At 61.0% G+C, this 20,942-nt stretch carries 19 protein-coding genes; 6 read left to right on the plus strand and 13 right to left on the minus strand.

Annotated elements, in window-relative coordinates:
• Positions 1-39 precede the first annotated feature (39 nt).
• From ACSQ36_RS10515 to ACSQ36_RS10545, 7 genes are all read right to left on the minus strand, one after another.
• Positions 40-2,523 carry an ATP-binding protein gene (locus ACSQ36_RS10515; RefSeq protein WP_436181869.1) on the minus strand — a complete coding sequence of 828 codons (2,484 nt, stop codon included), beginning with the start codon at positions 2,521-2,523 and terminating at the stop codon, positions 40-42.
• A complete protein-coding gene (locus ACSQ36_RS10520) occupies positions 2,520-3,119 on the minus strand; it encodes a biliverdin-producing heme oxygenase (RefSeq protein ID WP_436181870.1) in 600 nt (199 codons plus the stop codon). The genes ACSQ36_RS10515 and ACSQ36_RS10520 overlap by 4 nt, the downstream gene beginning before the upstream one ends.
• A 397-nt stretch (positions 3,120-3,516) precedes the next feature.
• Positions 3,517-3,843, minus strand: a complete 327-nt coding sequence (locus ACSQ36_RS10525; protein WP_436181871.1) for a hypothetical protein — start codon at positions 3,841-3,843, stop codon at positions 3,517-3,519.
• Between the two features lie 47 nt (positions 3,844-3,890).
• Positions 3,891-6,836, minus strand: a complete 2,946-nt coding sequence (gene ligD, locus ACSQ36_RS10530; RefSeq protein WP_436181872.1) for a DNA ligase D — start codon at positions 6,834-6,836, stop codon at positions 3,891-3,893.
• 81 nt (positions 6,837-6,917) lie between these two features.
• Entirely contained in the window at positions 6,918-7,835 is a 918-nt protein-coding gene (locus ACSQ36_RS10535; protein WP_436181873.1) for a Ku protein, read from the minus strand.
• A 214-nt stretch (positions 7,836-8,049) separates the two neighbouring features.
• Positions 8,050-8,634: a DUF6013 family protein gene (locus ACSQ36_RS10540; protein ID WP_436181874.1), complete on the minus strand. Its 585-nt coding sequence runs from the start codon at positions 8,632-8,634 to the stop codon at positions 8,050-8,052.
• Positions 8,635-8,806: 172 nt separating this feature from the next.
• Entirely contained in the window at positions 8,807-9,823 is a 1,017-nt protein-coding gene (locus ACSQ36_RS10545; RefSeq protein WP_436181875.1) for a zinc-binding alcohol dehydrogenase family protein, read from the minus strand.
• 121 nt (positions 9,824-9,944) lie between these two features.
• Here ACSQ36_RS10545 and ACSQ36_RS10550 point away from each other — a divergent pair, with 121 nt between their 5' ends.
• The 3 genes from ACSQ36_RS10550 (at position 9,945) to ACSQ36_RS10560 (ending at position 11,678) form a co-directional block, all read left to right on the plus strand.
• Positions 9,945-10,904, plus strand: coding sequence for a LysR family transcriptional regulator (locus ACSQ36_RS10550; RefSeq protein ID WP_436181876.1), 960 nt, complete (start codon positions 9,945-9,947; stop codon positions 10,902-10,904).
• Positions 10,905-11,131: 227 nt separating this feature from the next.
• Entirely contained in the window at positions 11,132-11,437 is a 306-nt protein-coding gene (locus tag ACSQ36_RS10555) for a BrnT family toxin (protein ID WP_436181877.1), read from the plus strand.
• Positions 11,385-11,678 carry a BrnA antitoxin family protein gene (locus ACSQ36_RS10560; protein ID WP_213761494.1) on the plus strand — a complete coding sequence of 98 codons (294 nt, stop codon included), beginning with the start codon at positions 11,385-11,387 and terminating at the stop codon, positions 11,676-11,678. Before ACSQ36_RS10555 ends, ACSQ36_RS10560 begins: the two co-directional genes overlap by 53 nt.
• Before the next feature lie 47 nt (positions 11,679-11,725).
• Here ACSQ36_RS10560 and ACSQ36_RS10565 read toward each other — a convergent pair whose 3' ends face one another.
• On the minus strand, positions 11,726-12,943 hold the full coding sequence (locus tag ACSQ36_RS10565) for a cytochrome P450 (protein ID WP_436181878.1): 1,218 nt from the start codon (positions 12,941-12,943) through the stop codon (positions 11,726-11,728).
• A 128-nt stretch (positions 12,944-13,071) separates the two neighbouring features.
• Here ACSQ36_RS10565 and serB point away from each other — a divergent pair, with 128 nt between their 5' ends.
• Positions 13,072-13,914: a phosphoserine phosphatase SerB gene (gene serB, locus ACSQ36_RS10570; protein WP_436181879.1), complete on the plus strand. Its 843-nt coding sequence runs from the start codon at positions 13,072-13,074 to the stop codon at positions 13,912-13,914.
• Between the two features lie 63 nt (positions 13,915-13,977).
• Here serB and ACSQ36_RS10575 read toward each other — a convergent pair whose 3' ends face one another.
• The 5 genes from ACSQ36_RS10575 to ACSQ36_RS10595 form a co-directional block, all read right to left on the minus strand.
• A complete protein-coding gene (locus ACSQ36_RS10575; RefSeq protein WP_436181880.1) occupies positions 13,978-15,174 on the minus strand; it encodes a cystathionine beta-lyase in 1,197 nt (398 codons plus the stop codon).
• Between the two features lie 89 nt (positions 15,175-15,263).
• Positions 15,264-15,920 (minus strand): hypothetical protein, encoded by a 657-nt coding sequence (locus ACSQ36_RS10580; RefSeq protein ID WP_436181881.1) that lies wholly within the window; start codon positions 15,918-15,920, stop codon positions 15,264-15,266.
• 26 nt (positions 15,921-15,946) lie between these two features.
• Positions 15,947-17,134 (minus strand): beta-ketothiolase BktB, encoded by a 1,188-nt coding sequence (gene bktB, locus ACSQ36_RS10585; RefSeq protein WP_213761499.1) that lies wholly within the window; start codon positions 17,132-17,134, stop codon positions 15,947-15,949.
• A gap of 74 nt (positions 17,135-17,208) precedes the next feature.
• Positions 17,209-18,600, minus strand: a complete 1,392-nt coding sequence (rimO, locus tag ACSQ36_RS10590; RefSeq protein ID WP_213761500.1) for a 30S ribosomal protein S12 methylthiotransferase RimO — start codon at positions 18,598-18,600, stop codon at positions 17,209-17,211.
• Between the two features lie 119 nt (positions 18,601-18,719).
• On the minus strand, positions 18,720-19,772 hold the full coding sequence (locus ACSQ36_RS10595; protein WP_436181882.1) for a tRNA dihydrouridine synthase: 1,053 nt from the start codon (positions 19,770-19,772) through the stop codon (positions 18,720-18,722).
• Positions 19,773-20,217: 445 nt separating this feature from the next.
• Here ACSQ36_RS10595 and ACSQ36_RS10600 point away from each other — a divergent pair, with 445 nt between their 5' ends.
• Positions 20,218-20,532 (plus strand): transcriptional regulator, encoded by a 315-nt coding sequence (locus ACSQ36_RS10600; protein WP_436181883.1) that lies wholly within the window; start codon positions 20,218-20,220, stop codon positions 20,530-20,532.
• Positions 20,525-20,809 carry a helix-turn-helix domain-containing protein gene (locus ACSQ36_RS10605; protein WP_213761503.1) on the plus strand — a complete coding sequence of 95 codons (285 nt, stop codon included), beginning with the start codon at positions 20,525-20,527 and terminating at the stop codon, positions 20,807-20,809. The genes ACSQ36_RS10600 and ACSQ36_RS10605 overlap by 8 nt, the downstream gene beginning before the upstream one ends.
• The last annotated feature ends 133 nt before the right edge of the window (positions 20,810-20,942 follow it).

Consider the following 20,942-nt stretch of genomic DNA (forward strand, 5'->3'; position numbering starts at 1 on the left):
GCTCGGTAATTGCTCAATAAGCAGTCAAACACCGCACATTCACTTCTGCGGTGACGGCGGTGACGGCTTCCGCAGCTTGCCGGAGCCGTCGGTGGCGGCGGTTTCGGCCCTGAACACCTTCGGCAGCGAAAAATGGAACGCGGCGCCCTCGCCTTCGCGGCCTTCGGCCCAAGTCCGGCCATCGTGCCGCTCGATGATCCTCCGCACGTTCGCCAAGCCAATGCCGGTGCCGTCGAACTCTTCAGCACGATGCAGCCGCTGGAACACGCCGAACAATTTGTTCACGTACTTCATATTGAAACCGACGCCATTGTCCCGCACGCTGACGATGTATTCATCGACCGTCGAATACACCGACAACTCAATTTTCGCCGATTCCCGTGTACGCGTATATTTCACCGCGTTCGAGAACAGATTACGCAACGCGATCTGCAGGAACGCCGGGTCACCTGTCACTGTCGGTAGCTCCGGAATAATCCATTCCACCTTTCGGTTCGCTGTCTCTTCGCCAAATTCCTGCGCAACCGATCGTACCAACGGGTTCAGGTCGACGCTCACCGGACGCAATGCGGCACGGCCCATTTGCGAAAACGTGAGCAGATCGTCAACCAGCACGCCAGCGAAACGCGCCGACTCAAGCATGTTGTTGAGGAACCGTTTGCTGCGCTCGGACAGTGCGTCGCCTTCGCTTTCCCGCAGCAAATCCCCATAGCCAGCGATATGCCGCAGCGGTGCGCGCAAGTCGTGGGAAACGGAATACGAAAATGCTTCGAGCTCCTTGTTCGCGCGACGCAATTCGTTCGCGAGTTCCGCCAGTTCTTCCGCGCGGCGCAGCACGATGTTAAGCATACCCAAGCGGAATTCGCCCGCAATTTCCAGCTCCACCGGGTGCCAGCGAATCGAGCGGTTGCGTACGGTCTCCAGCCACGGCGCAAAGTCCTTGCGCGGCGCCACGCTGCCGTCCTGGCTCGACACGCGTTTGACCGGCTCGCCCGCCCATGTGATCGTGCGCGTGGTTTCGGGACGGAACCAGAGCACGTAGTTGCGAAAAATCTGTGAGATTGGCACGGCCAGGATGCCGCTCGCGGTGTCTGCATGACGCGACGCACGCGGCCAGGCTTCCGACAACGCATCGGTCGCGTAGACGCCCGACGTGCTCGACGACAGCCACTGCGAGAGCGCGAGCACGGTTTCCTGGTCCGGCGTGGAACCCACCAGCGTTGCTTTCCCGTCGACTACGATCGCGGCGCCCGTCGATCCGGCGAAACACAGCAAATCGTCAGGCGCCGATTCGAGAGCGGAAAGATAGTCGTCTTGCTCGGCGAGCGAGCCCATCAGGCGTGACATCGTGCGTCGTAACCTCAGCAGATACGCCGTCTCGGCCCGCTCCTCCTTCGCCTCGATCTGCAATGACACGATCTGCCCAAGATGCTCGATAGCGACGCGCACCTCGAACGGTACGAGACGCGCGTCGCGGTCGTGGCAGGAAATCAGGCCCCAGAGCTGTCCGCGCACGATCAGCGACACCGATATCGACGCATGCGTGCCCATGTTGCGCATGTACTCGAGATGGATTGGCGAGAAGCTGCGCAGCGCGGCATAAGTGAGGTCGGTGGGGCGGCCGGTCGCGGGGTTCATCGCGGGGATGAGCCGCGCGGCTTTCGCGTCGGCGTTTGCGACAACCCTCACGCGCTGTTTCACATATAACGCGCGCGCCTGGCGCGGGATATCGGAGGCGGGGAACAACTGGTTCAGGAACGACGCGTACCCGTCATCGACATGCTCTGCCAGCACTTGGCTTCGGCCCTCGTCGTCGAATTTGTAGAGCAGCACACGGCCGAAACCCGTCATCGTGCGCACCTCGCGCACGGCGAGGTTCCCGAGTTCGGTCAAGGTTCCGACGTCCTGCAGACTGCGCGTGAAAGTGCGCACCAGCGGATAGAGCGACGCAAACACGTCTGCAGACTGATGCCGCGCTGCTTCGAGTTCGACGATCAGGTTGCCGTCGTGCCGATGTATCGTGATGTCGAGTTCAGGAGCGTCTACGGCCGTGGCCAAATAGTCCTGCGCGGGGTCCTGCACGGCATCAGGCAGGCTGAAGAGCGGCTTCTCCATCACGCCAACATAGAGCGGCGCTTCGTCCAGCATGGCCGTGGCCGCGGCCTGTGCGACCCGCGCCGCAGCGGCAGCGCCGATCACCACGTCCACCGGTTTGCCCAGCAATTGCTCTACCGGACTGCCCACGAGCGCCGCGACATTTTCGCTGGCCTGGACGATGGTAAGCGTGCTGGAGAGGCACAGCAGATAACCGTGCGGCTGGATGCCGCCCGGAATGTGGATTGGCTCGGCGTCGCACTGTGCATTCGCCGCGCCCGCCCCAGCCGCCGTCAGTGTCCGGTGGGCCGGCTCTGCGCCGGGTACCGCAGGGGTGGTCCCGTTCAAATCCGGACCCGACACGTCGCGATCATCGTGCCCGCGCATGGCCGCCGTATCGGGCAACACTGGCTCTGGCCCACTGCTCATGCCATTGTCCCCCATCCTGCGCGGACCCGGCCGAGCCAGCCGTGCAACCCGTCGAACGTGGCGATCGCGGCATCTACCGCCTCGTCGTACCGCTCGGGCGGCACGTTCGCGCTCGCGGTCTCGCGAAACGCGTTCCACATACTGCCCGTACGCAATCCATAACCTTCGAAATAAGCGTTGCCGGAGCCGTTTTGCAGACCGAACAATGTCGCGACGTGCGGCGCGATGAAGCGCCCTCCGAGCGTGGAGCCTTCCATGACGTACATGGAACCGAAAACGCGGCCGATGCTGTCCATTGCAGGAAGTTGTTCAACTTTCGTCACTCTGTTCGCGCGATGGGTATCGCCGGTCAGGAGCGCCAGGTCCGACGCAAGCAGCGACGCCTTGCGACGCCCTTCGAAAAAATCGCGCAGCCGCGCGGGCACAAAGGCCGCCGCCGCATCCTCCCACGGTGCGACGTATCCGTAAAAGCCCTCAAGCAAGGCCACATACTCCTCCCGCGGCCACTCAGGACGCATCAGATCGAGTGCGTTTTCCAGCCGCGTATGACACTCGGCGGTTTCGTTTTTCAGACGGGACAGGAGGTCGTATTGCATGATCCATTTAATAGATTTGCCGCGGATTTGCCGCGCGGATGCCGCAATGTTGACCCGAATGCCAGATACCGGATGCCGGGTAACCATGCTGGACCAGGCGTACGGCGTTGCTACTGTTCGTGGTGGGTGCGGCGTGGGCCGGCACAGCATTGCGGCCGGCGGCGCATTGAGCGGTCCTGGCTCGCTACTCCGAACTCCCCGTCGGCATCGATTACCGATGCACAGGGCGACGCGTACGCAAAAATGGTAGAAACAACTGCGGCTGGTAGGAGCGAACGCCTTTCTCACCTTGGCTCGCACGAGGCCGTGCAGGTTCTCCGCAAGTTCTCCAACACCGCGCGCCCATTCTACGCAAGAGGTGCTTTGTTGACCACGTGCAACCATCGGCGCCGTCACGTCACCGCTGCGCTTGGCTACCCTGGTCCGTGCGGCCGCCGGTTTGCGTGCGCTCCTGATACTCCGCGCCGCCGCGGCGGTCCGTGTCCTGCAAGCCACGCTCCAGATCTTCGTGCGCCTGCTCGCCGACCTCGCGCGGCTCATCTTCCTGCTGCGAAGCGGGACTTTGATCGGTCTCATGCGGCAGCGGCGCGACCGCCCCGTCATCGCGTTTTTGCTGCGCCGGATGCTTGCTTTCCAGTTCACGTCCGTCCTGCGCAGGACCCTGGCGAGTGGCGTTGGCGGCGTCGTGTGACGTATCTTGTGACGTATTGCCCTGGTGTGTCATTGCAACCTCCGTTGCCGTGATCGTTATGCGGTGATCTTCGCTTCCGTTCACTTCATATCAAGCCGCTTTTTCATGGAAGCGGTGATGCGTTGCCGTGTTTTCGCGTACTGGCTCCACGGATCGGTTTTGAGTGCGTCCAGGCGCTCATGCAGATTGCCGATATTCCATTGATCGCCGCTCGTGGTGGCATCGAGTTCGTCCCAGCCGATAGGAACCGACACCCCCATGCCCGGCCGCGCGCGCAACGAGAACGCGGCGACCGTGCTCGAACCCCGGTTGTTGCGCAAGTAGTCGACGAAGATCTTGTCACGGCGATTCTGCTTGCCCATCTTCGCGGAGAAATACTTGGGCAGCGTGCTGGCCATATGCTGCGCGAGCGCCTGTGAGAACCCCTTCACTTCGTCCCAGCCGGCCTGCGGCGTAAGCGGAACGACCACATGCAGGCCCTTGCCGCCGCTGGTCTTACAGAACGATTCAAGACCGAGTTCCGTCAGCAACTCACGCGTCAGGCGTCCGGCCTCCTGCATCCGGTCCCAGCCGAGGCCTTCGCCTGGATCGAGATCGAAGACCATCCGGTCGGGCTTCTCGAGTTTGGCCGCGAGCGCATTCCACGTGTGCATCTCGATCGTGCCCATTTGCGCCGCGCCCACCAGCGCGCCGACGTTTTCTATCGTGATAAGCGCCGGATGACCAGGATCGATGCCCGGATGCTGCTTGACGTTGGGAATGGTCAGCTTCTCGCTGTGCTTCTGAAAAAACAGCTCGCCGCCGATATCCTCCGGCGCACGCACCAGCGACACGGGACGGTCTTTGAGATGCGGCAGCATCCACGGCGCGACGGACTCGTAGTAGAGCGCGAGATCGAGTTTGCGAGTACCCGTCGAAGGATCGATCACACGATCGGGATGACTGATCTTCACGCCCGCTACAAGCTCGGTACTGGCGGGACTGCGAGTGGTTTTTTTTGCGGCTGTTTTAGCGGCTGTTTTAGCGGCTGTTTTAGCGGCTGTTTTAGCGGCTGTTTTAGCGGCTGTTTCCTCGGAAACCAGCTTGGATTTGCTCTTCGGTTCCACCGTATCGGCGGTCTTCGCCGACGTCTTTTTCGTCGCCGCTTTCACCGCGCGAGTCGCCTTCGCCGCGCTTTTGGCCACTGTTTTCTTCGCTGGTTTTTTGTCTTCATTGTTGTCATCGTCCAACGCAACCTCCTTCGTCGATTTCGGCACTTCCTTGACGATCTCACGCGCCGGCTTGTCGTCCCTCAGGCTCACAAACGACGCTTGCCGCACGATCCGCTCCGATGTCCATTCAGCGAAATTGCATTCGGCGACAAGGTCCGGCTTCACCCAATGCACCGGTGTGCGGCTACGCTCTTTCGGCGCACTGGCGAACGGCATTGTCTTGACCTCGCGTGCATCGAGTTGCTTTTTGACAGCGCGTAGAGTCGATGCATCGAAGCCGCTGCCCACCCGCCCTGCGTATTGCAGCTTGCCGTTCGCGTCATAAACGCCGAGCAATAACGCGCCGAACTGCCCCCGGCTGCCCGTCGGTTCCGAATACCCGCCGATCACAAATTCCTGTCGGCGCCGGCATTTCAGCTTGATCCACGCGCTGCTGCGGCCCGGCGTATAAGTGCTGTCGCGCCGCTTGCCGATAATCCCCTCCAGCGCCATATCGCAAGCACTCTTCAGCAGATCATCGACGCCAAATTCGAAATCCGCGGAGAAACGCAGCGTGTGGTCATCGACCGGTTCCAGCAGCGCCTTCAGGATCGCTCGCCGCTGTACCAGCGGCACGCCGCGCAGGTCGTAACCGTTCAGGTAGGGGATATCGAAGAAATAGACGGCGATATCTTGCGGACGATTGGCGTCGAAGGCGTTCTGCAGTTTCTGGAAGCTGGGCAGGTCGTTGTCGTCGAGCACGACCGCCTCGCCGTCGAGCCACGCGCTATCCACATCGAGCTGGCTCAGCGCCTTGACCTGACGGCTGAACTTGCTGGTCCAGTCATGGCCGTTGCGCGTGAAGACTTGCGTTGACTTTGCCTCGCGATCGATGCGCACGAGAATCCGATACCCATCGAATTTTATTTCGTATGACCAATCATTGCTCGGTGGCGCGGTCTCCACGAGGGTCGCGAGTTGTGGCTTCATGGTTGCAGGAAGCTTTGCACGTATCGCGTCCTGGATCGCCGGGTTATCCGCCAGCGTGCGCAGTGATTCCGCGCTCCGGTTCGCCACGATATCCGGACGCGGCCGTTCAGGGCGTTTGCCTTGATCCTTGACGGCAGGCCGCTTCGGCGGTGGTACGGCCTTCGTCGTTCTACTCGTCTTGGCAGCGGTCTTTCGCTCGGTCCTTTCGCGTACTTCACCGCTCTTCGTGCGTGCGCCGAGCGAATCGCTCATCACGCTGCCGGGCTGCTTGAGCAGCACATCGTAGTCGGCCTCGTTGCGAGCTTCGTCATCGCGTTCCTTGATCAGCAGCCATTGCTCCTTGTCGCCATTGCCACGCATGTTGCTACGCACGAGCGTCCAGCCGCCGTGCAGCTTGTCGCCGTGCAGGACGAACTTGAGCTTGCCCTTCGCGTACGTTTCGCGGGCCTCGTCGATGCTGCCGCCCTGCGGCTCCCACGTCCCGCGATCCCAAACGATCACGCTGCCCGCGCCATAATTTCCCTCGGGGATATTGCCTTCGAACGAGCCGTAATCGATCGGATGATCTTCCACGTGCACGGCCAGCCGTTTCACCGATGGATCGAGACTCGGCCCTTTCGGTACAGCCCATGACTTCAGCGTGCCGTCGAGTTCGAGACGAAAATCGTAGTGAAGACGTCGGGCATCGTGTTCCTGGATGACGAACGAAAGCGCGCTCGCTTGAGCCTTTTTCGACGCGCGCCTGGCCTTGGCCTTATCAGCCGCCTGGCCGGATGGCTCGGGCGTCTGGTTGAAGCGCCTCATGCGCTGATAGGTGTCGAGTTTTGTGTCGGGTTTTCCGGCCATTGGCGGATCGCTTTTCTTGGTGCGTGTAGATGGAAGAACCAACGCGCGACGCAACGCATGATTCAACGCTCAACGACAGGCTCAAGCGCGTTTGCGGCGCGTTGTTGTCTTGCGTGCGGGTTTGGCCGCTGGTTCCGCGGCGTCGGCTTCAGCCGTATCGTCCTCGGCGCTGCCGGCACTCTTGGCGCCGCGCCTCGTCGGCTTCCCCTTCTTTAAACTGCGTTTCAGCAGGTCGGACAGGTCGAGAATCTCCGCCGATGCCTTGCGCGGCGCGCCTTCTTCAACCTCCGACACCTCCTCCGTCTTCCCTTCCTTAACCTTCTTGTTAACGAGCGCCATGATGTCTTCGCGAAACGTGTCGTGATAATCGTGCGGGTTCCACGTATCGCTCATGTCATCAATCAATCGTTGCGCCATCTCCAGTTCTTTTGGCGATACCCCTGCCTTCTTCGAGTTTTCGTCCGGGAACTTGAAGTCATCGAATTCGCGCACTTCATCCGCCCAGCGCAACGTGTTGAGCGCCAGCGCAGGACCCACCGGAATCAGTGCGGCCAGATGCTGTTTGTTGTGCAGCACCACGTTCGCGATCCCGACTTTCCCCGACGCCTTCAACGCGTCGCGCAGCAACGCATACACCTTCTCGCCCTTGCGATCGGGCGCGAGGTAATAAGGGGTATCGAGGGAGAGAAACGAGATTTCGGGGGCTTCGACGAACGCGAGGATGTCCACGGTCTGCGTCGATTCCGGATTGGCCGAGCGAATCTCGGCGTCGCTCATCACGACGTATTTGCCCTTCTCGTACTCGAAGCCACGCACGATGTTGTCGCGCGTGACGTCCTTGCCCGTGTTCTTGTTGAATTGCTTATAGCCGATGGGGTCCATCGAACGCTTGTCGAGCAGGTTGAAGCCGACCTTCTCCGACTGCGTCGCCGGATAGAGCTGCACGGGGACGTGGACCAGCCCGAAGCTGATCGCGCCTTTCCAGATCATGTGTGGCATCGCGAATGACCTTTCCGACAAGCCGCTCTGACGGCGTGACGGGATGAACGGCTAACAACGATTTACACGCGCCGATAGACGCATGGCCGTTATCGCGTTGCAGAAAACATGCCAGATGGGATAAGCGCGCGCCGGCCTGGACGCGCGTTATCCAACACCAGCGGCGCGGCCTCCGAACTCCAACGCGAAAATGCAAACCTCGCCGGGCTAGACGCTACTTGCGGCTCGCGCTGATCGTGAGTTTCGTACCGTCGCTGAGTGTGATGTTTTTGTCGGCGCCGCCGGTGGGCATCGTGAAATGAACCAGCTGGCTGAAGAAGTTATCGGTGGGACATTGAAGCTTCTTGCCGCCCACGGTAACAGCGCTCGCCGGGCGCGGCGCATGGCCCTGGAAACTCAACTGGACGTCGGCGTCCCCGCTATTCGCCACCACCGCAGCAAAACGGATCTTCACCTGACGCACCGTCGTGCCGCTTGCGTTGCGGATGGAATCCACATCCGGACACGCATCCGGGACGTTCTGCGAACCGCCGGCAGGCTTGCTTTGCCATGTGAAGTCATCCGTCTGGCCCGAGCGGATCGTGCGCGTTTCCTGAGCGCTGCCCCAGTTCTTCGACGCCATCTTCACCGTATATTTGATCGGTCCGTCGTTGGCCACTTCCGACAGCACCTTGATACCAGGCGTCGCATGAGCTGCGGGTGCAACCACGCAAGCCAACAGGGCCATCACGGCGCCTGCCGCGATCACGCGACCTCGTGAAGACCCGCCAGCCTGAATAAAACCCGAACGATCAATCATGTGAAAAACCCCTCCGTTTGCAGCCGTCACGCCGGGCATACAGCAACGGCGCCGGGGTGGCCGCGCCGCGCGTGTGGCGCGATCAGTCTAGCGCGACGCGCGCCACGGGTTTCTCATGAGAAACCCGTGGCGCGCAGCTTGCAATGGATTGGCCGATTGAACCGCCCGGCGATCAGAAGCCCGTCAGCACCAGTTTGCCGATCGCACGCCCTTCTTCCAAAAGGCGATGCGCCTCACGCAGGTTTGTTGCGTTGATCCTGCCGAGGTCGCGGCCGAGCGTCGTCTTGATCGTGCCTGCGTCGATCAGTCGCGCCACTTCAGTGAGCAGCTTGTGTTGTTCGATCATGTCCGGCGTGCCGAACATCGAGCGCGTGAACATGAACTCCCAATGGAACGCGGCGCTTTTCGCCTTCAGCAATTCGACGGGGACCGGCTTGTCGTTTTCGACGATCGAGCAGATGCTCCCTTGCGGTGCAATGACGACAGCGGCGGCGGGAAAGTGTTTGTCCGTGTCATTGAAAATCAGCACGTAGTCGACTTGCTCGAAACCGGCTTCCTTCAGTTGCTTGGGCATGTCACCGAAATGATCGACGATGTGATCCGCGCCCAGTTCGGTCGCCCACTTCGCCGATTCCGGCCGCGACGCGGTCGCGATTACCTTCAGCTTCGCGACTTTTTTCGCAAGCTGGATGCCGATCGAACCTACGCCACCCGCGCCGCCCACGATCAACACGGACTTGCCGGCGTCATCTCCTTGCGCCGATACCCCGAGCCGCGCGAACAGTGCTTCCCACGCAGTGATCGTGGTGAGCGGCAAGGCCGCGGCGTGCGAGAAATCGAGCGATTCGGGCTTGATGCCAACGATGCGCTCATCGACCAGATGGAACTGACTGTTCGTACCCGGCCGCGTGATGCTGCCGGCATAAAAGACGGGGTCTCCCACCTTGAACAGCGTCACGTCCGGACCGACTGCTTCGACCACGCCCGATGCATCCCAGCCAAGGACACGCGGCGTTTCTTCGACTTTGTCCTTCGGCGCACGCACTTTCGTATCAACGGGGTTCACGCCGATCGCTTCAATCTTCACCAGCAGGTCACGGCCGGCCGGCGCGGGTTTGTCAATCTCCACGTCCATCAACGATTCCGGATTTGAGATGGGCAAGTAACGGGTCAGGGCGATGGCTTTCATGAAAGAGCTCCTTAGGGGGTTTCAAGCGTTGCTTATGCAATGCATGGACCCGATGTTAAGGGCTTTCAGCTTCGTGCGAAACCGTCATAATCGCTGAAACATTTTATTGAAAATCACGAAGATGACAAAAACAGACGTTCTGAGCGAATTACCCTACAAGGCACAGCTCGATTTGCTGGACGTCGCGCTGTTCGTGCGGTCGGCGGCTTTATCGAATCTGTCTGCGGCGGGACGGGAATTCGGATTGTCTGCCGCTGTCGCGAGCGCCCGGCTCGCCCAACTCGAACGGCAGCTTGGCGCGCGGCTTTTGCACCGGACAACGCGGCGCATCAGCGTCACGCAGGAAGGCGAGATTTTCGCCAGGCACGCCCGCGCGTTGCTCGACGCCGCCGACGCTGCCCGCGCTTCGGTCGGACGGGCGTTCGAGCAACCGCAAGGGCGTTTGCGCGTGACCATGCCGTCTTCGCTTGGGCGTCAGCATGTATCGCCGGTTATTCCTGAATTCCTGCGTCGCTATCCGGGCGTGAGCCTCGACTTGCGCCTGACCGACCAGATAGTCGATCTCGTCGATAAAGGCATTGATCTGGCGGTGCGTCTTGGCGCGTTAAAGGATTCGACGCTCGTCGCGAAAAAACTCGCCAGCAACCGGCGCGTGCTGTGCGCGTCGCCGGCGTATCTCGCTGAGCACGGCACGCCGCATCACCCCGCCGATCTCGCGCAGCACGAATGCGCGATCTTGTCCGGCCAACGAGACTGGGCGTTCGTCACGCCGACCGGGACCATCGACGTGCGCGTGTCCGGCCGCCTCGAGACGGATAACGGCGAGGTCATTCGCGATGCGTTGCTTGCCGGGTCTGGCATCGGGTTGAAATCGACGTGGAGCGTGGCGCCGTTCCTGCACAGCGGCGAATTGGTGACCATCCTCGATAGCTATCCGCTCGGGGAAACGGTGGCGATCTGGGCGGTGTACCCGAGCCGCGCATTCGTGCCGCCGAAAACAACGGCATTCATCGATTTCCTGATTGAGCATTTTGGCGATCCGCCTTACTGGGACGTCGATCCGCAGAGAGTGATGCGGTAGTCGTCATCCCATAAATGCAAATAGGAATTTACGTATTCTTAAAATTTTGGGGGAGCGGGATTATTGCAGTGCAATGACGAATTGGAGCCGGCGCGCCCAGTCGTGTGCATCCTTCGGCAATTCATCCTGCTGTCCTCGTGTTTGTTGTTTTTTCAGCCAACAGCACTTATAAATTTTGGGTGTACAAATAAACCTTGTACTCACCGTTTTTTGGGGGTACATTATTCATGGGCATTTCGTATAACGTCCCAAAGAGTGAAGCAAATATCCAGGAACGAGGCCTGTCGTTCGAAGCGGTCCGCGACTTTGTCATGTCGAGTGCCTTGATCGTCGAGGATTGCCGTAATACGTATGACGAGCGCAGGTTTCAGGCCCTCGGTTTAATAGCCGACCGCCTGCACATGGTGGTTTTCACACCGCGCGGCAACAAAATTCACGTTATTAGTTTACGGAAAGCGAACCTTCGCGAGGTAAAGCGGTATGAGCAAGCAGAACAAGGAAGAAGTGCTGGACGAGAACCCCGAATGGGGTGAGGCGGAATTCGCCCGTGCACGACCGGCGTCGGAAGTTTTGCCGGAGCTTTACGGGCATGAGCGAGCGATGGAAATTCTGCGCCCGCGCGGGCGACCGAAGCTGGAAAACCCGAAGTTACCCATCAAATTGCGCATCGATCCGGACGTGGTAGACGCTTATAAAGCGCAAGGCGAAGGCTGGCAAACGCGAATGAATGCCGCGTTGCGCGACTACGCGAAATCGCACGGATTGATGCGTTGAAAGATGACTGAGATGAGTGGTAGAGGCGCGCCCGATTCAGGGCGCCCTCAACCCACCGTCACCGGCGCCTTCACGAACCCCCGAAACCGCGCCCGGGACGCGCGCACCGGCTCCCCCGCCAGCCCATAATCTGGAAACCGCGCAATAAACCGCCCGATCGCAATACGCGCCTCCAGCCGCGCCAGCGACAACCCCGCGCACTGATGAATCCCGAATCCAAACGCAAGATGCCGATTCGGCTCGCGAGCAATATCGAACTGATCCGCCACCTCAAACTGCTCCGGGTCACGATTCGCCGCCCCAATGCACAACGTCACCGGCGTCCCACGCGCCACGGGCATCCCGGCAATATGTGTATCCGCCGTTGCGATCCGGTTGCCAAGCTGATTCGAGCTTTCGTAGCGCAAGCACTCCTCGATCGCGCTCTCGATCAACGCGGGATCGGCCAATAACCGCGCCCGCTGTTCCGGCCATTGCGCCAGTAGCACGGCGCCGTTGCCGATCAGATTCGTAGTCGTCTCGTGCCCCGCGTTCAGGATGAAAATGCAGTTGTGCAGCAGTTCAGCTTCGTCCAGGCGCTCTCCGTCGGCCTCGCTTTGAATCAGCCTCGTAAGCACGTCATGTTGCGGGTCGCCGGGATGCGCCCGGCGGCGCGCCACCAGCGTCATCAGATAATCGATGAAATCCGCGACCGCCCGATTACCCCGCACTTCCTGTTCCGGCTTGAGCGCAGGTTCCAGTGCGCCGAGAATTGCTAGCGACCAGTCACGCAATGGCGCACGTTCATCGTGCGGTACGTCGAGCAAATTGCCGATCACTTCAACCGGAATCGCCGAAGCGAAGTCATCGATCAAATCGATCTCACCGCGTACCGCAGATTGATTGAGGAGACCGTCGACCAGACACACAAGACCCGGCTCCATCGCCGCGATCGCACGGGCCGTCAGCGCCCCTGCGATCAGTTTGCGCACACGCGTGTGACGCGGTGGGTCGTTGAATACGAGGCTGGTCGTGTGATGCGCGAAAAGCGGCGTATGGACGCCATACTTCGGGCCAAATTCAACGGTCTTGTCCGAACTGAAGGTTTTCGGATCGCGATACACGGCCTGAACGTCCCGATAGCGCGTGAGAAACAGTGAGCCATCGGGCATTGTCTTGATCGGCTCCCTGGTGCGCAACGCGTCGTAGACCGGATACGGGTCGGCGTAAAACGCGGCGTCGAGCTTGCGCAGATCAAAGTCGAGCGCGCGTTCGGTCGGGGTCATGCGGGTCTCCGTCGTTGATCGAGAGTCATCATAGCGGCGCGGCGCGCACGTCCGCCATCCGTCGGGACCATTACAATGACGAGTCTTGTACTGCTTTCTTCCGCTATTTTTCTCGCTCGCCGCCCGTCATGAACCTTGTCATCCAAAGCCTCGACCCAATCGCCGATACCCATCTGAAACCGCTCGTCGCCCTCGCCCGCTCGCAGCAGACCGAACGCGCGGACGCCGGCCGGGTGTTGCGGCTGGGCGGCGCGGATCCGCTGCAGCGACCGGATATCGATTCGTATTGCGGCGCGCATCGGCTGGATTACGCGTTCATTGATCCCGCGTGGCGCCTGAGCGATTTCGGCCTCGTTGCGATGGACATGGATTCGACGTTGATCACGATCGAGTGTATTGACGAGATCGCCGATTTTTGCGGGTTGAAGGCGGAAGTCGCGGCGATCACCGAAGCGTCGATGCGCGGCGAGATCAAGGATTTCAACGAGAGCCTGACGCGGCGTGTCGCGCTGCTGAAGGGGCTCGAAGCGAGCGCGCTGGAACGGGTTTATGAGGAACGGCTGCGGTTGTCGCCGGGCGCGGAAATCATGCTCGCGGGGGCGAAGGCGGCGGGACTGAAAACCCTGCTGGTATCTGGCGGTTTCACATTCTTCACCGAGAAGCTGAAGGCACGGCTCGGGCTAGATTTCACGCGCGCGAATACGCTTGAAATAGTGGACGGCAAGTTGACCGGCAAGGTCACCGGCGAGATCGTCAATGCTGATGTCAAAGCGCGCACGTTGCGTGAAACTTGCGCGCAACTGGGTATTGATCCGCAGCGGTCTATTGCCATGGGCGACGGTTCGAACGACTTGAAGATGATGGCGGAAGCAGGGTTGTCCGTTGCGTTCCGGGCGAAGCCGGTGGTGCGCGAAGCGGCCGGATTGGCGTTGAATTTCGTCGGACTGGACGGCTTGCTGCGACTGTTCTGAACGGGCTCGTATCGCGAGAAAAGGGCTAAGTCTGAGACTCGGCCCTGTTCCGATCAACCGGCTTTACCCCTCCAAGCCCGACAGCGCCCGCTCCAGATCCGCCCGCAAATCCGCCTCATCTTCCAGCCCGATATAAAGCCGCACCAGCACGCCCTCATGCGGCCAGTTCCCGGCGGTGCGCATCGACTTGATGTCGTACGGCATGGCAAGACTATTCGCCCCGCCCCAGCTCCAGCCGATCGCGAAGTTTTCCAGCGCCTCGACGAAGGTATCGATTTGCGCCGGGCTGTAGCGTTTGTCGAAGACCACGGAGAACAGTCCACCGGCTCCCGTGAAATCGCGTTTGAAAAATTCATGGCCCGGGCAATCCGCCAACGCCGGATGCAGCACCACCGCAATTTCCGGCCGCGTCTTGAGCCAGTGAGCCAAGGAAAGCGCCGTGCGGTCGTGAGCGTCGAAGCGGATTTGCATGCTCGGCAAACTGCGCAGCACGAGCGAACAGTCGTCCGAAGACACGCCGACGCCCATGCGCATCCGCGCGCGCTTCAATTGCATGTGGATGGCTTTGTCGGCGGTAATCGTCGCGCCCATCAGGATGTCGCTCGCGCCGGACTGATACTTCGTCAGCGCCTGCACCGAGATATCGACGCCATGATCAAACGGCTTGAATGCAAGACCGGCCGAATACGTATTGTCGATAGCCGTCAGGATCTTGCGCGCCCGCGCGACCTTCGTGATCGCTGGCACGTCCTGCACTTCCATGGTCACCGAACCCGGTGCTTCGAGCCAGATCAGCTTGGTGTTCGGCCGGATCAGCGCGTCAATGCCCGCGCCGACGAGTGGATCGTAATACGTCACTTCCAGGCCGAAATCCGCCACAAGCCAGTCGGCATGCTCGCGATTCGGCGAGTACGCGTTGTCGGGAATCATCACGTGATCGCCGGCCTTCACCAAACCAAAGTACACGTTCGATATGGCCGATAACCCCGAAGGCTGCAGCAACGCATGCTTGCCGCCCTCGATCACCGCCAGCCGCTGCGCCAGCGCAAGCGACGTGGGCGTGGCGTGAAGGCCGTATCGCCACTGACTGTCGTCGCTCCAGACGAGCGCGCGCATGGCGGCGAGATTCGGGAAGACCACCGTCGACGCCCGTGCAACCGGCACCGAGAACGAGTCGAAACCGGGGCTGAGCTGATCGTCCGGATGGACGATGCGGGTCTGCAAGCTGCGCGCACTGGACGAGTTGCTGGAATCGGTCATGAGTGTCCTGCTTGTTCAAGGCTATAAGAAAAAAGCGTCATCGCTCGAAGCCGATGACGCCGTGTTACATCGAACGGCGAGTTCGTGTTTCACTCGCCGATGATCACGTTACTGGTCCCGCCCAGCGCGTGCCCTGCGGCCGGGGGAGCAGGCGGAGGCGCCGGCTCCAGCGAAGGTGCGGCCGATTGCGGCACTTTCGGTGCAACCGCACCGGCGGCAGCGGCAGGCACAACACCGGACCCGACCGGCTTGAGGTCGAAGGGCAGCGGATTGGAATCGTCGGCGTCCATGCGTTCGCCCGACACACTGCCATCGGCTGCAAACTTGCCGACCCAGTTGCCGGTGATATGCGTGCCGTCATTCGACTCTTCGATCTCGAGCGTATCGCCGTCACGGTCACCCGCGACCAAAATCACCGTCGACGCTCCCGCAAACCGGTATTCGCCGTGTACGCCCGTGCGCTCATCGGTTTTTGCACCGAGCTTCATTTCAATCTGCTTGTCGCCGAGCGTACCGACATAGGTCGGGAAACGCGCAAACGCCGGATTCGGCGTCAGCGGTTTGGCGGGCGGGAGTGCCAGCGTTTCAATTGCTTCGGCCGTACCCGGCCCCTGCAGGCCCAGATCGCCTGGCGTAGCCGCCGCGCGTGCCGCCGACACGGCTCGTGAGCCGTCGGGCGGCATGGCCGAATTACAGCCGGCGAGCAATAGCGCTGCCGCCACCGCCGCCACTTTCAGTTGCGTCATCGAATAATTTCCTGTCCTTGCCGTGCTCATGCGCGTTCAAAAATTGCCGCGATGCCCTGCCCGCCGCCAATGCACATAGTCACCAGCGCATAACGTCCGCCCACGCGCTGCAGTTCGTACAGCGCCTTCACGGTGATCAGCGCGCCGGTTGCCCCGATCGGGTGGCCGAGCGAAATGCCTGAGCCGTTCGGGTTGACCTTCGCAGGATCCAGATCCAGCTCCTTAGATACCGCGCAAGCCTGCGCCGCAAACGCTTCGTTCGCTTCGATTACATCGAGATCGCCAACGCTCAGGCCCGCGCGCTCCAACGCCTTCCGTGTAGCCGGAATCGGGCCAATGCCCATGTATTTCGGATCGACGCCCGCGTGCGCATACGAGACCAGCCGCGCGAGCGGCTTCAGGCCACGCGCTTCAGCCGCGCCGCGTTCCATCAGCACGACGGCCGCGGCCGCGTCGTTGATGCCCGACGCGTTGCCCGCGGTCACCGTTCCGTTTTCCTTGGCAAACACGGGCTTGAGCTTCGAAAAGTCCTGGAGCGTCGCGTTCAGACGGACGTGCTCGTCGGTATCGAAGACGATGTCGCCCTTCTTCGATGCCTGCGTGACGGCAAGAATCTGTTCCTTGAAGTAACCCGCTTCGATAGCCCGCGCTGCGCGCCGATGCGATTCGAGCGCAAGTTCGTCCTGCATCTCGCGCGAAATGCCGTATTTGGCAGCGACGTTTTCCGCCGTGACGCCCATATGGATCGTATCGAAGGGATCGTGCAGCGCGCCGAGCATCATGTCGATGAGGCGCGCATCGCCCATGCGCTGTCCGAAGCGCGCCGACTGCGCGAGATACGGCGCGCGGCTCATGCTTTCCGCGCCCCCGCCGATGGCGATATCGGTGTCGCCAAGCAGAATGGATTGAGCGGCCGAGATGATTGCCTGCAGGCCCGACCCGCACAAGCGATTGACCGTCAGCGCGGGCGCGTGATGCGCCACGCCGCCGTTCACCGCGGCGACGCGCGCCAGGTACATGTCCTTGGGTTCGGTCTGGATCACGTTGCCGAACACCACATGGCCAACATCCTCGCCCGACACGTTCGCTCGGGACAAAACCTCCCGTACCACGCGCGCACCGAGATCCGTCGGGCTGAAGTCCTTCAGCGCACCACCGAAATCGCCAATTGCAGTCCGCACGCCGCTGACCACCATCACTTCACGCTGCGCCATGAAAGCTCCTTCGTCTCAGTTGTTTTGCGTTTTGCGTACGCCGCTGGGGCTAGCGTGAAATCACAACCACACGCTCAAACTTCGCCCCACAGGTCGTGGCCATCGGCGCCGGTGATTTTCACCGACACGAAATCGCCCGCCTTGTAACGCTTCGACGCCTTCTTTGCCGGCTCGATATACACCACGCCGTCGATCTCCGGTGCATCCGCCGCGGTCCGGCCGACGCCGCCTTCGTTGCTCAGTTCATCGACGAGCACTTTCAGCGTCTTGCCGACCTTGCGTTTCATGCGTTCCGCCGACAGTTCTTCGGCCAGCTCCATGAAGCGCGCGCGACGGTCCTCGCGCACTTCGTCGGGCAGCGCACCGTCGAGTTCGTTCGCCGTTGCGCCTTCGACTGGCGAATAAGCGAAACATCCGACCCGATCCAGATCGGCAATACGAATGAAGTCCAGCAGTGTCTGGAATTGTTCTTCCGTTTCACCCGGGAATCCCGCAATAAACGTGCTCCGGATCGTCAGGTCCGGGCACATCGCGCGCCATTTCTGCACGCGTTCCAGCACCTTCTCGGCGTTCGCCGGGCGCTTCATGCGCTTGAGCACTTCGGGATGCGCGTGCTGGAACGGCACATCCAGATATGGCAGCACGTGGCCCTTCAACGGACCTTCGGCCATCATCGGGATGACTTCGTCCACGCTCGGGTACGGATAAACATAATGCAGGCGGACCCACGCGCCGTATTGCACAGCGAGCTCGCCCAATGCGCCGACGAGATCCGTCATGCGCGTCTTGACCGGCTTGCCGTTCCAGAAACCAGTGCGGTATTTGACATCGACGCCATACGCGCTCGTGTCCTGCGAGATCACGAGGAGTTCCTTGACGCCGGATTTGAACAGGTTCTCGGCTTCGAGCATCACGTCGGCCAGCGGGCGCGACACCAGATCGCCGCGCATGGACGGGATGATGCAGAACGTGCACCGGTGGTTACATCCTTCCGATATCTTCAGATACGCGTAATGCCGCGGCGTCAGCTTGATGCCGGCAGGCGGCACGAGATCGATGAACGGATCGTGCGGCTTGGGCAAATGCAGATGCACGTGGCTCATGACCTCGGCGGTCGCGTGCGGCCCGGTCACGGCCAGCACTTTCGGATGCACTTCCTGGATCAGGCCAGTCCCGCTCGCGCTCTTCTTCGCACCGAGACAACCGGTCACGATCACCTTGCCGTTCTCGTGGAGCGCCTCGCCAATGGCGTCGAGGCTTTCCTGCACGGCTTCATCGATAAACCCGCAGGTGTTGACCACGACGAGATCGGCACCGTCGTAGGAGCCGGAAATCTCGTAACCTTCCGCGCGCAGTTGGGTGATGATCTGCTCGGAGTCCACCAAAGCTTTCGGACATCCGAGGCTGACAAATCCTACCTTCGGAGTCGAAGGGGTCGGCACGGCGGGGGAAATGGTCTGCGACATAGGTGTGGGTCCGGCGTATAGCGGTGACGATGGCGACAAATGGGGACGGTGCGGCAAGGCTAAGGGGTCCGATGTCCATGAGGACCACAGCCCAGACAGCGTCCCGCGCACGTAACCGCTTATTGTACCGCGCTGGCGGGAGCAGAGCCGGGCAAGCGGCAAGGCGTTGCCGCATCAAGCAGGCCGAGCGCCGCGCGTTGATGTGCCGGTATCGAGTCGTGGAAAGCCGAAGCGCGCTCGATCACCTCAAGAATTTCGCGCGAATCATGCAGGCGCCGGATGGCTGTGTGCAGCTCAGCCGCCTGAGGCCAGGTCCGCTTGAGATAACTGAGCCACATTTTGACGCGTCCGTGCTCATGACGGACCGCGACACGGACTTGCAGTTTTCTCAGGTAATCCGCGAGTTGACCCAGCACGGCCGGCCATTCCTCGCTGGAAGGCGTCCTGTCTATCAATCCGCGGATGCGCAAGGCCAGGAACGGATCCGAAACGGCGCCACGCCCGATCATCACGTCCGCGCAGCCGCTGACCGCCCGGCACCGCTCCCAGTCCGCCACTGTCCAGACTTCGCCGTTGGCGACGACCGGCACGTCCACGGCGGCGTCGATACGCGCGATCCACTCCCAGTGGGCCGGCGGCCGATAGCCATGGTCACGCGTTCTGGCATGCACGACAAGGGAAGCGGCACCGCCTTCGGCCAGCGCCGTGGCGCAGTCGATTGCGAGCGAAGTATCGGACACGCCAAGCCGCATTTTTGCAGTCACGGCGATGCCGGCAGGCACCGCTGCGCGAACGGACGCAACGATCCGGTTCAACTGTTCAGGGTGCGCCAGGAGCATCGCGCCGCCACCGTGCCGGTTGACGACTTTGGCAGGGCAACCGAAGTTCAGATCGATTCCATGCGGCGACAGACTGGCGGCTTGGGCCGCGTTCAGCGCCATCCATTCAGGATCGCTGCCGAGCAACTGGATCACCATCGGCGTGCCGCCGGGTGTACGGGCTCCGTGGAGGACTTCGGGCGTATCTCTCTCGTAGACACTTCGGGGAAGCACCGAGCCCGTCACCCTGACGAATTCGGACACGCAGCCGTCGAATCCGCCTGTGCTGGTCAGCACGTCGCGCAGCACGTAGTCCGCAAGCCCTTCCATGGGCGCAAGAAACAGCCGGCTCATGCGAGAACGGCGCCTGGGCTGCTTTTGCCGATCTTACGGCTATCCGAGCGTAACAAAGCCGACTTTCGGAGTGGCGGGTGTGGTGATGTGGGACATGTTGTGTTCTGCGATGTGAGTGCCGGGCGGCGTTTGGGCACCGGACAGGCACGAAGCTAACGAGCGCAGCGACGCGCGTGCTGCCGTTATCGTTCGTCGCCGCTCGAAAGCGTGACAAAAGACGCTGGAAAAGACGAGAACCGGCGCGGCATCCGCCACAGGGCGAGGTATTCGCCTTGGGCGCTGTGCTGCAAATCGAGATTGTACCGTGAGCGGACGCGAAGGAATGCCGTGCACCAGAGCCTCAACCGAATAGCGTCCAGACCTTCTGAACCAGGCTGTCCTCCAGTCCCAAATGTAGCGCACGCGTTCTTGCGAATTATACGGCAATGCCGTATAATTCGATCCAATGTATACGATCGTCGAGACTGAAATTTTTCAGCGTTATGCTGCGGACATCTGGCGCGAAGCAGAGCGAGAGACTTTCATCGCTTGGCTTGCCAATAATCCTCTATCCGGAGATGTCGTTCCGGGTACTGGCGGCTTACGCAAAGTACGGTGGTCAAGGCCAGGAATGGGAAAACGTGGCGGCGCACGTGTGATCTATTACAACCTGCTCGATGACGGCTGCATCTGGTTGCTGATCGCGTATACGAAGGCGAAGTTCGACAATCTGCCAGCGTCGTTTCTAAACCAGTTACGTGAAGAGGTGAAGAATGGATAAGGAAATGGAGCAATTCCAAGCGGACTTGTTGAAGTCTGTCCGCGATATGAAAGCAGGACGTGCTGGACGCACTACTACAGTTGCACCCACAACGGCGTCCTTAGCCCGCGCCAAGGTCGGACTTTCGCAGAGCGCATTTGCCGCTCTGCTCGGTGTATCGACGCGAACACTGCAAGATTGGGAGCAAGGTCGACGCGAACCTACCGGGGCCGCACAGACGCTGCTGCGGGTCGCAGCTCTCCATCCAGATGCGTTGCGAGACCTACAAACGGTGTGATGCGGAAATACGGAGCCAAGCCGGTATAAAAGCCAAGCCGCCGATTTATCAACGTTCCTTCAGATATCCGAAGGAAACAAAGCTGACTTTCCGCGCGCGGATGCCACATGATACCGCGCGCCCAGCCTTGACC

Source organism: Caballeronia sp. LjRoot34, from assembly GCF_964253815.1.
GTDB lineage: Bacteria > Pseudomonadota > Gammaproteobacteria > Burkholderiales > Burkholderiaceae > Caballeronia.

Excerpts from the sequence above, each read along its gene's own strand:
- ACSQ36_RS10605 (WP_213761503.1), top strand. The coding sequence starts at position 20,525 with ATGGATAAGGAAATGGAGCAATTCCAAGCGGACTTGTTGAAGTCTGTC.
- ACSQ36_RS10580 (WP_436181881.1), bottom strand. The coding sequence starts at position 15,920 with ATGACGCAACTGAAAGTGGCGGCGGTGGCGGCAGCGCTATTGCTCGCC.
- ACSQ36_RS10550 (WP_436181876.1), top strand. The coding sequence starts at position 9,945 with ATGACAAAAACAGACGTTCTGAGCGAATTACCCTACAAGGCACAGCTC.
- ACSQ36_RS10520 (WP_436181870.1), bottom strand. The coding sequence starts at position 3,119 with ATGCAATACGACCTCCTGTCCCGTCTGAAAAACGAAACCGCCGAGTGT.
- ACSQ36_RS10600 (WP_436181883.1), top strand. The coding sequence starts at position 20,218 with ATGTATACGATCGTCGAGACTGAAATTTTTCAGCGTTATGCTGCGGAC.
- ACSQ36_RS10575 (WP_436181880.1), bottom strand. The coding sequence starts at position 15,174 with ATGACCGATTCCAGCAACTCGTCCAGTGCGCGCAGCTTGCAGACCCGC.
- ACSQ36_RS10515 (WP_436181869.1), bottom strand. The coding sequence starts at position 2,523 with ATGAGCAGTGGGCCAGAGCCAGTGTTGCCCGATACGGCGGCCATGCGC.
- ACSQ36_RS10565 (WP_436181878.1), bottom strand. The coding sequence starts at position 12,943 with ATGACCCCGACCGAACGCGCGCTCGACTTTGATCTGCGCAAGCTCGAC.
- ACSQ36_RS10595 (WP_436181882.1), bottom strand. The coding sequence starts at position 19,772 with ATGAGCCGGCTGTTTCTTGCGCCCATGGAAGGGCTTGCGGACTACGTG.
- serB (WP_436181879.1), top strand. The coding sequence starts at position 13,072 with ATGAACCTTGTCATCCAAAGCCTCGACCCAATCGCCGATACCCATCTG.
- ACSQ36_RS10540 (WP_436181874.1), bottom strand. The coding sequence starts at position 8,634 with ATGATTGATCGTTCGGGTTTTATTCAGGCTGGCGGGTCTTCACGAGGT.
- ACSQ36_RS10535 (WP_436181873.1), bottom strand. The coding sequence starts at position 7,835 with ATGCCACACATGATCTGGAAAGGCGCGATCAGCTTCGGGCTGGTCCAC.
- ACSQ36_RS10555 (WP_436181877.1), top strand. The coding sequence starts at position 11,132 with ATGGGCATTTCGTATAACGTCCCAAAGAGTGAAGCAAATATCCAGGAA.
- bktB (WP_213761499.1), bottom strand. The coding sequence starts at position 17,134 with ATGGCGCAGCGTGAAGTGATGGTGGTCAGCGGCGTGCGGACTGCAATT.
- ACSQ36_RS10525 (WP_436181871.1), bottom strand. The coding sequence starts at position 3,843 with ATGACACACCAGGGCAATACGTCACAAGATACGTCACACGACGCCGCC.
- rimO (WP_213761500.1), bottom strand. The coding sequence starts at position 18,600 with ATGTCGCAGACCATTTCCCCCGCCGTGCCGACCCCTTCGACTCCGAAG.
- ACSQ36_RS10560 (WP_213761494.1), top strand. The coding sequence starts at position 11,385 with ATGAGCAAGCAGAACAAGGAAGAAGTGCTGGACGAGAACCCCGAATGG.
- ACSQ36_RS10545 (WP_436181875.1), bottom strand. The coding sequence starts at position 9,823 with ATGAAAGCCATCGCCCTGACCCGTTACTTGCCCATCTCAAATCCGGAA.
- ligD (WP_436181872.1), bottom strand. The coding sequence starts at position 6,836 with ATGGCCGGAAAACCCGACACAAAACTCGACACCTATCAGCGCATGAGG.